This window comes from Pseudomonas taiwanensis, from assembly GCF_013393345.1.
Lineage (GTDB): Bacteria > Pseudomonadota > Gammaproteobacteria > Pseudomonadales > Pseudomonadaceae > Metapseudomonas > Metapseudomonas resinovorans_C.
The window spans coordinates 358,345-371,372 of record NZ_QJRF01000077.1; the positions used below are offsets into that span (position 1 = coordinate 358,345).

The following is a 13,028-nucleotide window of genomic DNA, read 5'->3' on the forward strand; positions in this document are numbered from 1 at the left end:
GCCCTACCCCACCTGGCTCCCTCCCCTGGAGACCGCGTGGCACGTGGTGCGCAGGCCGATTGTTACCTTCTGCAACATGCCTTGTCCGACAATCACCGGAATCCCCCCTGCCGCCCGTTGAACAGCAGGTCGAAAGCGGCCGGATTACGCTTTCGGGTAATGCGCGAAACTACCTGATCAGGCAATTCATCACCCCGGTTCCGCCCCCTAGGATGACGCCTCCACTTCATCCGAATCTGGTGAACCGCATGACAAGAAAAACAAAGCGCGGAGTTTTTCAGCCAAGTCTGCTGGCTGCAGCCGTCGCCATAGGAGCAAGCACCCAGGCTTGCGCCATTGATTTCAATATCGGGGAGATCAAGGGCCAGTTCGACTCGTCCCTGTCGATCGGCGCCAGCTGGGCCGTTCGCGGCGCCGACCCATCGCTGATTTCCAACTTCAACTCCATGGGCAAGCGCGGCGAGTCTTCCTCGCGCACCGTCGACGACAACCGCCTGAACTTCAAGAAGGGCGAGACCTTCTCGAAGATCTTCAAGGGTGTGCATGACCTGGAGCTGAAATACGGCGACAGCGGTGTGTTCGTACGTGGCAAGTACTGGTACGACTTCGAGCTGAAAGACGAGCACCGCCTGTTCTACGACATCGACGACAGCGGCCGCGACGATTTCGCCAAGTCTTCCGGCGCCGAGTTCCTCGATGCCTTCGTCTACCACAACTACAACCTGGGCGACCTGGCCGGCAACGTGCGCTTCGGCAAGCAGGTGGTGAGCTGGGGCGAAAGTACCTTCATCGGCAACTCCATCAACAGCATCAACCCCATCGACGTCGCTGCGCTGCGTCGTCCGGGCGCCGAGATCAAGGAAGGCCTGATCCCGGTGAACATGCTGTACGTCTCCCAGGGCCTGACCGAGAACATCACCGCCGAGGCTTTCTACCAGCTGGAATGGGACAACTCGGTGCTCGACAACTGCGGCACCTTCTTCGGCAACGACGGCGTACCCAAGGGCTGCAACGACCGCCTGGTGGTATCCGGCCTCGACCTGGCTCCCGGTGTCTCTGACAACCTGGGCGCCCCGGATGCCAATACCAACATCTTCATCCCGCGCGTACCCGACAACGAGCCGGGTGATAGCGGCCAGTACGGTCTCGCCCTGCGCTGGTTCGTGCCGGAGCTGAACGACACCGAGTTCGGCGCCTACGCCATGAACTACCACAGCCGCAGCCCCTACCTCAGCACCGTGCGCACCACCGGTGCGGGTAACCCGCCGAGCGCCCTGAACGTACCGCGCAATGCGCGCTATTTCGTCGATTACCCGGAAGACATTCGCCTTTATGGCCTGAGCTTCCAGACCAACCTGGAAGGCGTGTCCCTCGGCGGCGAAGTCAGCTACCGGCCGAACATGCCGCTGCAGCTCAATACCGCCGACCTGCTCAACGGCACCCTCAATACCGCCACCTCGCCGCTGATCACCACCGGTTTCATTCCGCCCGCTTCGGCGGCGGTCGCCGGCACCGACATCAATGGCTACAAGCGCATGCCGGTGGTCCAGGCGCAGCTGACCGCCACCCAGTTCTTCGATCAGGTCATGGGCGCCAGCCGCCTGACCCTGGTGGGCGAGGTCGGTTACAACCACATCAACGGCCTGGGAGACAGCGACGGCACCGACCTGCGCTTCGGTCGCAGCCCCGCCTACGGCTCCGGCATCCTGCCGGGCGCAGCCGGGCTGGCCGCCTGCCGAGGTACCGGCATAGGCACGCCGGCGGCCAGCAACCCCGCTCAGGAATGCAACAGCCACGGCTTCTACACCAGCAGCTCCTGGGGCTACCGCGTGCGCGCCAAGCTCGATTACCCGAACGTGATCGCCGGTATCAACCTCTCCCCCAACCTGGCCTGGTCCCATGACGTGGACGGCTTCGGGCCGAACTTCGAGGAAGGTTCCAAGGCCATCAGCGTCGGCCTCGACGCCGACTACCTGAACACCTACACCGCGAGCCTGAGTTACACCGACTTCTTCGGTGGCGACTTCAACACCAACGTCGACCGCGACTACGTCGCGCTCAGCTTTGGCCTGAACTTCTGACGCAAGACTGGCAGAGGAACAAAAGCATGAACACCATTTCTATGTTGCGCACCGGCGCACTGACCCTGTCGCTGCTGGCCACCAGCGTGATCGCTGCGGTCTCGCCCCAGGAAGCGGATCAACTCGGCAGCACACTGACGCCGCTGGGCGCCCAGAAGGAAGGCAATGCCGACGGCAGCATTCCGGCCTGGACCGGCGGTCTCAAACCCGGCGCCGCGCCCGTCGACGCCAAGGGCTTCCTCGGCAATCCGTTCAAGGACGAGAAGCCGCTGTTCACCATCACCGCAGCCAACGCCGAGCAGTACAAGGACAAGCTCACCCCCGGCCAGATGGCGATGTTCAAGCGCTACGCCGACAGCTACCGCATCCCGGTTTACAAGAGCGAGCGTACGGCGGCTGCACCGGACGACATCTACGCGGTCGCCAAGAAAAGTGCAGTCACCACCGAGCTGACCGATGGCGGCAACGGCCTGCGCAACTTTGCCGAAATCCGTTACTACCCCTTCCCGATTCCGAAGAGCGGCGTGGAGGTGTACTGGAACCACACCAACCGCTATCGCGGCGGCAACATGCTGCGCCAGGCCGCCCAGGCCGCCCCTCAGGTCAACGGCAGCTACTCCATCGTCGAATACGATGACGAGCTGAGTTACCCGCAGAACATGGAGGGCATCGACCCGCAACAGGCCGCCAACCTCCTCTATTTCTACAAACAGCAGATCACCGCGCCTTCCCGCCTGGCGGGCAACGTGGTGCTGATCCATGAAACCATCGACCAGGTGAAGGAACCGCGCCTGGCCTGGGTCTACAACGCCGGCCAGCGCCGTGTGCGCCGTGCACCGCAGATCGCCTACGACGGTCCCGGCTCGGGTGCCGACGGCATGCGCACCGCCGACAACACCGACCTGATGAACGGCGCGCCGGACCGCTATGACTGGAAGCTGATCGGCAAGAAGGAGATCTACATCCCCTACAACAACTACAAGCTCTGGTCGCCCGAGGTGAAGTACACCGACATCATCAAGCCCGGCCACATCAACCAGGACCTGACCCGCTACGAGTTGCACCGTGTCTGGCACGTGAAGGCCACGCTGAAACCGGGCGAGCGCCACATCTATGCCACCCGTGATATGTACTTCGACGAGGACACCTGGCAGCTCGCCGAGGTGGACCACTACGACGGTCGCGGCCAGCTCTGGCGCGTCGGCGAAGGCTACACGGTCCAGGACTACGAGCGCGGTGCCACGGGCTACGCCATGATGGGCATCTACGACCTGATCGCCGGCCGCTACAACGTCCTGGCGATGACCAACGAAGCCAGCCATGCGCCAATGTACGGCAAGCAGACCCGCATGAACGACTTCACCCCGGCCGCCCTGCGCAACGCCGGCGTTCGCTGACGCCCTGCCCCGCCTCCGGCCAGTAATGGCCGGGGGCTTTCTTTTGGCCGGACCTTGGTCGGGAAGAGGCTATCCTCTGGTCGGCCGAAATCGATCCTCCCCACCCAATAGGAGGGGACGAGCCGCCGTGCAGGATTCGCTTTACTGGCCTCACTGACCAGAGCGCCTACCATTGTTGGCACAACCAGGAAAGCGAGCGAGGAAAAGCAAATTGCACAAGCCATCGGCCGCAATACTCTTGGCCTTGCTCGCAGGGCTTCCATCCGCCTTGGCATTGGCAGATGAAGGCGGGATCAGTTTCTGGCTTCCCGGCCAGTTCGGCGCCCTGGCAGCAGTACCCACCGCGCCGGGCTGGAGCTTCCCGCTGATCTATTTGCACGTCGATGCGGACATCGGCGCAAGCGAGCCCCTGCCTCGGGGTGGACGCGGCCGGATCGCCGCCGGCGTGGATGCCAAGGCCGACCTGCTGTTCGGCGGGCCGACCTACACCTTCGCCGACCCGGTCCTGGGCGGCCAGGCTGCCATCACCGTGCTGGCAGCCGTGGCGCGTTCGGAAGTCGATGTCGAATCCACCCTTACCGGCCCGCGCGGCCGCACACTCTCCACCCAGGTGAGCGACAGCCTGAAGGGTGCCAGCGACCTCTACGGCCTGGGAACGTTGAAGTGGAACCATGGCGTGCACAATTTCATGGTGTACGGGATGGGCAACCTGCCGGTTGGCGCCTACGACCCTGATCGTCTGGTCAACATCGGCCTTGGCCATGCCGCGCTGGATGCTGGCGGCGGCTACACCTACTTCGACAAGCGCAACGAGTTCTCCGTGGTGACCGGCCTCACCTACAACTGGGAGAACAGTGATCTCGACTACCAGAACGGCATCGACGCCCACCTGGACTGGAGCGCATCGCACTTCGTCACCGACAGCACCCATCTGGGCCTCGTCGGCTACGTCTATCACCAGATCACCGGCGACTCCGGCAGCGGCGCGGTGCTGGGCGACTTCAAGTCCCAGGTCAGCGCCGTTGGCCCGCAGGTCGGCCACTTCTTCAAGGTGGGCAAGGACCTCTGGTACACCAATCTCAAGGGCTACCACGAGTTCGACGCGCGCAATCGCGCGGAGGGTTGGAACCTCTGGCTGACCCTCGCCATTCCGTTGTCCGGCGAGTAGCGGCCTCGCCCCGGAGGAACCACCCAACGCACGGCGATCGTGTAGGAGCGAGGGGGACGCCCAGTTCTTGCTCGCGAAGGGTCCGCTCAAGAGCTTCGCCAGCAAGCTGGCTCCTACCTCCACCATCTGCTGCACCACCCACCTCCGCTGGTGGGTCAATGAAGCGTGCCCCACCCTACGACCGAATCCCTTGGCCCATTCTCGAACGCCCCCCTCCATTGGGGCGGGTTCACCCTCACACCGCGCCGGTAGCATTCAACTCACCTGTGCAAACGATTGCACTACAGCTGAGGCAAGCCGATGGCGCGCAATACCTCCCCTCCGGAATCCCCCGTCCAGCGCTCCGCTCCAGCAGGAGGGCGAATCACGGCCAGGGACCTGGCGAAACGCATCGGGGTGGCCACGTCCACGGTGACCCGCTCCTTCGACCCGCAGTCACGCATCTCAGCTGACGTTCGCCAGCGCATCCTCGCCATGGCCGACGAAGCGGGCTATCGACCCAATGCCATCGCACGTTCGCTGAACCGACGGCGTACCGGCATCGTCGCGCTGGTGATAGGCGACATGGCCAACCCCTTCTACCCCGCTGCACTGGAAGAGTTCTCCCTGCAACTGCGGCAAAGCGGCCGGCAACTCCTGCTCTTCGTGGTACCGCCGGGCGGCGACGCGGACGAGCTGATGCCACAGCTGCTGCAGTATCAGGTCGACGCCATCGTGGTGACCGCCGCGCGCCTGTCTTCGCACATGTCAGAGCTGTGCGGACGCCAGGGCGTGCCGCTGGTGTTCATGAATCGCCGCGTCGACGACCCGACGGTCTGGTCGGTGTGCTGCGACAACCAGCGCATGGGGGCGGCGGTCGCCGAGTACCTGGTGAATAGCGGGCGCCGCGCCTGTGCCTTCGTCTCTGGCGACCCGAGCATCTCCACCACCACCGACCGCCTGCTCGGCTTTGAACGCGGCCTGGCCGCACAAGGCCAGCGCCTGGTCGCCTGCGTGCAGGGCGGATACAGCTACGAAGGTGCGCGCGACGCGGTGGCCCGGCTGTTCGCAGCCGGCCAGCCCGCCATCGATGCGGTGTTCTGCGCCAACGACCTGATGGCCCTTGGCGTGCTCAGCCACCTCCGCATGAACACCACCCTACGCGTTCCCGAGGATGTGGCCGTGGTCGGCTTCGACGATATCCGCGCTGCCGCCTACCCGGAGAACGCCCTGACCACCGTGCACCAGCCGCTGCGCGACATGATCGATTGCGCCATCCGGCTGCTCGACGAAGGCCGCCCGGGCGGCAGCGTCGCCGAGTCGCTGCGCGAAATTCCGGGGCGACTGGTGCTGCGCTCCACCACCTAGAAAGCCCCCAATCACCCGCCTGCCGCGCGGGCGGCTATCCACAACAACAGGTAGTCCCATGATCCAACAACTCAAGAAAGGCCAGTCGGCCCAGGCCAAGGCCAGCAACCAGGCGCAGGTGCGTAGCACCGTAGAAGGCATCCTCGCCGACATCGAGCAACGCGGCGACACCGCTGTGCGCGAGTACTCGGCGAAATTCGACCAGTGGGCGCCGGAAAGCTTCAGGCTCAGCCAGGAGCAGATCGACGCCTGCATCGCCAGCCTGCCGCAGCAGACCCTCGACGACATCCGCTTCGCCCAGGCGCAAATCCGCAACTTCGCCCAGGTGCAGAAGGACTCGATGCACGACGTCGAGGTGGAGACGTTGCCGGGCGTGGTGCTCGGCCATCGCAATATTCCGGTCAACTCGGTGGGCTGCTACATCCCCGGCGGCAAGTACCCGCTGATCGCCAGCGCGCACATGAGCGTGCTCACCGCCAAGGTGGCCGGCGTCAAGCGCGTGATCGCCAGCGCGCCCCCCTTCGAAGGCCAGCCCTGCCCCGAGATCGTGGCGGCCATGCACCTGGCCGGTGCCGATGAAATCTACTGCCTCGGCGGCGTGCAGGCGGTAGCGGCCATGGCCATCGGCACCGAAAGCATCAAGGGCGTCGACATGATCGTCGGCCCCGGCAATGCCTACGTGGCCGAGGCCAAGCGGCAGCTCTTCGGACGCGTTGGCATAGACCTGTTCGCCGGCCCCACCGAGACGATGGTGATCTGCGACGACACGGTGGATGCCGAACTGGTGGCCGTCGACCTGCTGGGTCAGGCCGAGCACGGCCCCACCTCCCCCGCCTACTGCGTGACCACCAGCAGAACGATTGCCGAAGAACTGCCGGCCGCCATCGAGCGAGTGCTTGCCCGCCTGGACACCGCGCCGGTCGCCAGCGCGGCCTGGCGCGACTACGGTGAGATCTACCTGTGCGACACCGACGAAGAAGCCCTGGAAGTGGCCGAGCGCCTGTGCTCCGAGCATGTGCAGGTGATGACGAAGGACCCGGCCTGGTACCACGACCGCATGACTTGCTACGGCGCGCTGTTCCTCGGCCACCGCACCAACGTCAGCTACGGCGACAAGGTGATCGGCACCAACCACACCCTGCCCACCATGGGCGCGGGTCGTTACACGGGCGGGCTGTGGGTCGGCAAGTTCATCAAGACCCACACCTACCAACGCGTGCTGACCGATGAAGCGAGCGTGCTGGTGGGCGAATACTGCTCGCGCCTGTGCGGCTACGAGCACATGTCCGGACACAAGGAGCAGGCGGACATCCGCGTGCGCCGCATGAAGCAGGAGGCCTGAGTCATGGGCAAACCCATTCCCGAGAACCGCAACGCCTATCGCTACTTCCGCGACATCACCACGCGCTGGATGGACAACGACGTCTACGCCCACGTCAATAACGTCGTCTACTACAGCTGGTTCGACACCGTGGTGAACGCCTGGCTGCTGGAGCAGAAAGTGCTGGACTTCGTCGAGAGCCCCACCGTCGGCCTGGTGGTGGAAACCGGCTGCAGCTACTTCTCGTCCATCGCTTTCCCCGACATCGTGCGCGCCGGCTTGCGTGTGGCGCACCTGGGCAATTCCAGCGTGCGCTATGAGGTCGGCCTGTTCGCCAATGACAACGAGGTGGCATCCGCCCAGGGCCACTTCCTGCACGTCTACGTCGACCGGGTGACGCGCCGTCCGGTGCCCCTGCCAGCGGAATTGCGTCACGCACTGGAGAGCATCCACGTCGCGTCCTGAAACCGGCTCCAGACCCTGCGCACCTAGGGTGCCAGGGTTCCGCAACGTACAACGACAAGGAGACCCTCCATGAACGAACGCATCGGTCGAATGCTGGCCCTGGCGGGCCTGGCCTGCGCCCTGCTCGCCGCACCCCTCGCGCAGGCCAAGCCGGAAAAACCCAACATCCTGGTGATCTGGGGCGACGACATCGGCTGGCAGAACGTCAGCGCCTACGGCATGGGCACCATGGGCTACACCACGCCCAGCATCGACAGTATCGGCATGCAGGGCGTCCGCTTCACCGATCACTACGGCCAGCCCTCCTGCACCGCCGGACGCGCGGCCTTCATCACCGGCCAGTACCCGATCCGTTCGGGCCTGACCACGGTGGGTCTGCCGGGCGACAAGCTCGGCCTGCAGGCCGCTTCACCGAGCCTGGCCGAAGTGCTGAAATCCGTCGGATACCGCACCGGCCAATTCGGCAAGAACCACCTGGGCGACAACAATCCCAACCTGCCGACGGTGCACGGTTTCGACGAGTTCTTCGGCAACCTCTACCACCTCAACACCGAGGAACAGCGGGAGTACACCGACTACCAGAACTTCGCGAACGCCTACCCCGGCGGCCCGGAAGCGTTTGCGAAGAAATTCCAGACCCGTGGCGTGCTGCATACCTTCGCCAGCGACAAGGACGACCCGACCGTGGACCCGCGCTTCGGGCCGGTCGGCAAGCAGACCATCGAAGACACCGGGCCGCTGACGACCCAGCGCATGGAGGACTTCGACGGCGCCGAAGTGATTCCCATGGCGCTGGATTTCATGCGCAAGGCGCAGAAGGAAGACAAACCCTTCTTCGTCTGGCTCAACACCAGCCGCATGCACCTGTACACGCACCTCAATGAGCAATGGCGCCACGCAGCCGCGAAGTACACCCACGAGGACGACACCCAGGGCAGCGGCATGCTCCAGCACGACCACGACATTGGTCAGGTGCTCGCCTTCCTCAAGGAGAACGGCCTGGAGGACAACACCATCGTCTGGTACTCCACCGACAACGGTCCGGAGCACTCCTCGTGGCCCCACGGCGCGACGACGCCTTTCCGTGGCGAGAAGATGACCACCTACGAGGGCGGCGTGCGCGTACCGTCGATGCTGCGCTGGCCGGGTGTGGTAAAGCCGGGGCAGACCCTCAACGGTATTCAGGCGCACCAGGACATGTTCACCAGCTTCGCGGCCGCCGCCGGCGTGCCGGATGTCGTCGAGCGGATGAAGCAGGAGAAGAAGCAGTACATCGACGGCATCGACAACCGCGACTACTGGACGGGTAAGTCGCCGGAGAGCAAGCGCAGCAGCCTGCTGTACTACATCGAAAGCAAGCTGACTGCCGTGCGCATGGGGCCGTGGAAAATGCACTTCTCCACCAAGGAGGATTACTACGCGCAAGTAGTGCCACGCTTCGCGCCGCTGATGTTCAACCTGCGCAGCGACCCGTTCGAGAGCTACGACAGCAAGGATTCCTACGGCCACCTTATCCAGAAGTCTTCGTGGATTTCCGGGCCGATGGGCGAGCTGATCGGCGCGCACCTGAAGACCCTGGCCGAATATCCGCCGGTGCAGGCCGCCAAGTCGTTTGATCGCTCGAACCTGGTGCAGGATTTCCTGCAGGGGCAGAAGAAGTCGCCCTGATACGCGCCTCCGTTCCAAATTTCAGGCCGCTGGTGGCATCAGGTCTGTTATGACCTCGCCGGCGCGAGTCACCCCTCTCCCGCATGCGGGAGAGGGGCCGGGGGAGAGGGCAGCGTCCGGCTGGCTCCGTGCCAAGCCATTTCGCGAATGAATTCGCTCCTACAGAAGCGGGCAGGACTGCGTCCTGCTTGGCGATTGAAATCGCCCCCACAGGATTGCGTCGAGGGCCAGCCGAGAGTCACCCCTCTCCCGCCTGCGGGAGAGGGGCCGGGGGTGAGGGCAGCGTCCGGCTGGCACGGTGCCAATCCTTTTCGCGAATAAATTCGCTCCTACAAAAAAACGGGCAGGACTGCGTCCTGCTTGGCGATTGAAATCGCCCCCACAGGATTGTGTCGAGGGCCAGCCGAGAGTCACCCCTCTCCCGCCTGCGGGAGAGGGGCCGGGGGAGAGGGTTGTATCAGCAGGCACGGAGGCGCGTATGGCATGACGCCACGGGACCGTTCCGAACTAATCCACCAACTTCATCAACGCCGCTCGCACATGCTCAGGAATGGCGGTCGACTGGTTGCTGGACCGATCGACATAGACATACACGATGTACCCCGCCGCAGAGGCTTCCTCCTCATCGTTACGGAACAGCGCCAGCTCGTAGCGGGCGCTGCTGTTGCCCAGTTTCGCGATGCGCATGCCGATGGTGATGCGGTCCGGGAAGCTGATCGACGAGAAGTAGGTGCAGCAGTTCTCCACAATCAGCCCGATGACCGGGCTGCTGGCGATGTCCAGCGTCCCCTGCTCCACCAGGAAAAGGCTGACGGCCGACTCGTAATAGGAGTGGTAGACCACATTGTTCACGTGACCATAGGAGTCATGGTCGCCCCAACGGCTGGGCATGCTGGTGAAGTGGGAAAACTGGCTGCGGGTAGGACGTGCGTGACTCATAAAACCTTCTCGTAAATGGCGCGGATGTCATCGATGCCCAGCTCCCTGGGGTTGTTGCCGAGCAGGCGAGTCTGCCGGGTGGCATCGCGGGTCAGGTCATCGATATCGGCTTGGCCGATGCCCAGTTCCCGCAGGCGTGTGGGCAAGCTCAGCTCACCCGCCAGGCCACCCAGGTAGTCGGCCAGGGCATTGGCCTTCGCCGACGTATCGCCGCCGAGACCGGGCAGGACGATATCCGCCAGCTCCGCATACAGCGGCGCGGCCGCTCCCAGGTTGAAGCGGATCACCGGCTCCAGCACCAGCGAGTTCGACAGCCCGTGGGGAATGTGGAAGCGCGCGCCCAGCGGGTAGGCCAGCGCATGGACCGCCGCCACCGGTGCATTGGCGAATGCCATGCCGGCGAGGCAGGCGCCCAGCAACATGTTTTCCCGCGCCTCCAGATTGGCACCGTTGCGGCAGGCCTCATGCACGTTGGTCGCAAGCAGGCGCAGGGCCTCGCGGGCCAGGCAATCGGAAATCGGGTTCTTCAGATGCCGGCTGGTGTAGGACTCGATGGCATGCACCATCGCATCGATACCGGTGGCGGCGGTGACGGCGGCCGGCAGCCCGAGGGTCAGCTCGGCATCCAGCACGGCCAGGTCCGGCAGGAGCAGCGGCGAAATCACCACGTTCTTTTCGCCGGCGCCGGTGGTCACCACCGACACCGCTGTAACCTCGGAGCCCGTGCCCGCCGTGGTCGGCACCAGGATCAGCGGCAGGCGCGGCCCCTTGGCCACGTTGATGCCATAGGACCCGGCCAGGGATTCACCGCTGCGGGCAAGCAAAGCAGTCAGCTTGGCGGCATCCAGCGAGCTGCCACCGCCGAAGCCGATCACACAGTCCGCTGAGCTGGCCTTGGCAGCCTCCACCGCTGCGAGGATCACCGATTCGGGCGGGTCGGCCTGGACATCGGAAAACACCGCCACACGAAGCCCGTCGCGCTCCAGTTCGGGCAGCACCGAGTCCAGCAGACCCGCTTTCAGGACACCAGGGTCGGTGACGATAAGTACCGATTGGCAGCCCATGCCACGTACAGAGGCTGCAAGGCGGCGCGAAGCACCGCACTCGATGAGAATGGATTTGGTCGTATTGAACGCCAGGGTGCGCATGGGACGCCTCGCGAATTGTCCGGGAAGGTGGGAAATGCCAAGGCACCTTAGATGCATCACTGCAGACGGTCCCCCCCACTTAGGAGTGGGCGTGCAGAAGCTCATTCGCGAAGTGGCGAGGGTGACGCTCGGGCTCACCTTCGGCACGGTCCTGTGGGGGCGAATTCATTCGCCAAGCAGGACGCAGTCCTGCCCGCCTTTGTAGGAGCGAATTTATTCGCGAAATGGAAGGGGCACCGTGCCAGCCGATGGCAGCCCTCACCCCAACCCCGCTCTGCGCCCCGGCCTGATCGCTTCGCGCTCAGGCGTTCATCGGCACTGGAAGCGGTGCTTCCAAAAGCGTGCCTCTTCACCCCAAAGGGAGAGGGGGCTGTCCGTGCCGATGTTCAGTCTGGGCACAGGGCCAGAAAGAAAAACGGCGGCCCATTGGCCGCCGTTTCCTGTTTCCCGCTTTCAGGACGCAGGCTGCGCCTCAGGCAGCTTCCAACTGCCATCCAGGATGGCCTTGCCGGGCAGGTAGAAACGCACCATGTAGTTCCAGCCGGGCATGATCGGCAGGCAGTTCTCCACCTGCGGCGTGCAACCGCCGAAGCGCACGGAAATGGCACCGCCCTCGCCTTTCTTCGCTGTCAGGTTGCTCAGGCTGTACGCCTCCAGGTCGTTTTTCTGGAAGTGCCCCGCCTCGTTGTAGACGCTGATGGACCAGAAGGCCCCCACCGGAACCTTGCCCACCTCCAGCCGGTAGTTCGTCTGGCCGTCATTCTGCGCGGGCGTAACCACCTGGTAATAGGCGTCCTTCTCCGGGTTGCCGCCCCAGGCCATGGCACTCCCGATCAAGTGGCGAACCGGGTCAACCTCACCGTCTTTGCCGAACATGCCATGGGAATTCGGAATGGTCGCGCCCAGCGCCAGCAACGCCTTGCGCACCCGCTCGCGACTCGCTTCATCCCAGTTGGGCACTTCGAAACGGCCCGGTCCCCTGAGCTGCGATACACCGATGGCGTCCTGCAGTGCAGCCACCTTCGTCAGGTCTTGTGGATCGGTCGGATCGAACAGCGTGCGCACGCCGACCAGGACGTAGCGGGTGCCCACCTTCGCCTTGTCGAGGCTGTACTTTCCGGCACCGTAATGGACGCCGATGACCTGGTGGTTCTCGTCGATCATCGCCAGTGACATGAAGCGGTCGCCGGCATCCGGCATGGTCACGTTGACGGGGCCCGCGTCCAGGTCGAACACGGCGGTGGAATAGAGCGTGTCGCGGTTCGGCCGGATCACGGTGGGACGATCCACCGGGATCAGGTTGCGCCAATGCGAGAACTTGCCCAATCCACCACGCGCTACGGTGAGGCCGAAGTAGCGGTCCGTCTCCGCACGGATGAAGTTGTCCACGGTTACCTGTACCGGCTCGCCCGGCAGCGCTTCGCTATGGGCATCCGGCAGGCAGGCCACGAGCAGGGCGATGGCCGCCAGTATTACCTTCAATTCGTACATGGC

Annotated in this window: 10 protein-coding genes; 7 read left to right on the top strand and 3 right to left on the bottom strand. The window is 64.3% G+C overall.

Going from position 1 to position 13,028, the window contains the following annotated elements:
* Window positions 1–248 precede the first annotated feature (248 nt).
* From DM872_RS30215 to DM872_RS30245, 7 genes are all read left to right on the top strand, one after another.
* A complete protein-coding gene (locus DM872_RS30215; RefSeq protein WP_179062822.1) occupies window positions 249–2,081 on the top strand; it encodes a DUF1302 domain-containing protein in 1,833 nt (610 codons plus the stop codon).
* A 26-nt stretch (window positions 2,082–2,107) separates the two neighbouring features.
* Complete coding sequence (locus tag DM872_RS30220; protein ID WP_179062823.1) at window positions 2,108–3,478, top strand: DUF1329 domain-containing protein; 1,371 nt, start codon at window positions 2,108–2,110, stop codon at window positions 3,476–3,478.
* 211 nt (window positions 3,479–3,689) lie between these two features.
* Window positions 3,690–4,646 carry a SphA family protein gene (locus DM872_RS30225; protein WP_256873507.1) on the top strand — a complete coding sequence of 319 codons (957 nt, stop codon included), beginning with the start codon at window positions 3,690–3,692 and terminating at the stop codon, window positions 4,644–4,646.
* Window positions 4,647–4,946: 300 nt separating this feature from the next.
* A complete protein-coding gene (locus DM872_RS30230) occupies window positions 4,947–5,993 on the top strand; it encodes a LacI family DNA-binding transcriptional regulator (protein WP_179062824.1) in 1,047 nt (348 codons plus the stop codon).
* Between the two features lie 58 nt (window positions 5,994–6,051).
* Window positions 6,052–7,335: a histidinol dehydrogenase gene (gene hisD / locus DM872_RS30235; RefSeq protein WP_179062825.1), complete on the top strand. Its 1,284-nt coding sequence runs from the start codon at window positions 6,052–6,054 to the stop codon at window positions 7,333–7,335.
* Window positions 7,336–7,338: 3 nt separating this feature from the next.
* Complete coding sequence (locus tag DM872_RS30240) at window positions 7,339–7,779, top strand: acyl-CoA thioesterase (RefSeq protein ID WP_179062826.1); 441 nt, start codon at window positions 7,339–7,341, stop codon at window positions 7,777–7,779.
* A 69-nt stretch (window positions 7,780–7,848) separates the two neighbouring features.
* Window positions 7,849–9,447 carry an arylsulfatase gene (locus DM872_RS30245; RefSeq protein WP_179062827.1) on the top strand — a complete coding sequence of 533 codons (1,599 nt, stop codon included), beginning with the start codon at window positions 7,849–7,851 and terminating at the stop codon, window positions 9,445–9,447.
* A 507-nt stretch (window positions 9,448–9,954) separates the two neighbouring features.
* On the opposite strand, the gene DM872_RS30250 is transcribed toward DM872_RS30245, so the two are convergent.
* From DM872_RS30250 to DM872_RS30260, 3 genes are all read right to left on the bottom strand, one after another.
* Window positions 9,955–10,386: an acyl-CoA thioesterase gene (locus DM872_RS30250; protein ID WP_179062828.1), complete on the bottom strand. Its 432-nt coding sequence runs from the start codon at window positions 10,384–10,386 to the stop codon at window positions 9,955–9,957.
* Window positions 10,383–11,534: an iron-containing alcohol dehydrogenase gene (locus tag DM872_RS30255; protein ID WP_179062829.1), complete on the bottom strand. Its 1,152-nt coding sequence runs from the start codon at window positions 11,532–11,534 to the stop codon at window positions 10,383–10,385. Before DM872_RS30255 ends, DM872_RS30250 begins: the two co-directional genes overlap by 4 nt.
* Before the next feature lie 453 nt (window positions 11,535–11,987).
* A complete protein-coding gene (locus DM872_RS30260) occupies window positions 11,988–13,025 on the bottom strand; it encodes a DUF1254 domain-containing protein (RefSeq protein ID WP_179062830.1) in 1,038 nt (345 codons plus the stop codon).
* Window positions 13,026–13,028: the final 3 nt, after the last annotated feature.

Excerpts from the sequence above, each read along its gene's own strand:
- DM872_RS30215 (WP_179062822.1), top strand. The coding sequence starts at position 249 with ATGACAAGAAAAACAAAGCGCGGAGTTTTTCAGCCAAGTCTGCTGGCT.
- DM872_RS30220 (WP_179062823.1), top strand. The coding sequence starts at position 2,108 with ATGAACACCATTTCTATGTTGCGCACCGGCGCACTGACCCTGTCGCTG.
- DM872_RS30230 (WP_179062824.1), top strand. The coding sequence starts at position 4,947 with ATGGCGCGCAATACCTCCCCTCCGGAATCCCCCGTCCAGCGCTCCGCT.
- hisD (WP_179062825.1), top strand. The coding sequence starts at position 6,052 with ATGATCCAACAACTCAAGAAAGGCCAGTCGGCCCAGGCCAAGGCCAGC.
- DM872_RS30240 (WP_179062826.1), top strand. The coding sequence starts at position 7,339 with ATGGGCAAACCCATTCCCGAGAACCGCAACGCCTATCGCTACTTCCGC.
- DM872_RS30245 (WP_179062827.1), top strand. The coding sequence starts at position 7,849 with ATGAACGAACGCATCGGTCGAATGCTGGCCCTGGCGGGCCTGGCCTGC.
- DM872_RS30250 (WP_179062828.1), bottom strand. The coding sequence starts at position 10,386 with ATGAGTCACGCACGTCCTACCCGCAGCCAGTTTTCCCACTTCACCAGC.
- DM872_RS30255 (WP_179062829.1), bottom strand. The coding sequence starts at position 11,534 with ATGCGCACCCTGGCGTTCAATACGACCAAATCCATTCTCATCGAGTGC.
- DM872_RS30260 (WP_179062830.1), bottom strand. The coding sequence starts at position 13,025 with ATGTACGAATTGAAGGTAATACTGGCGGCCATCGCCCTGCTCGTGGCC.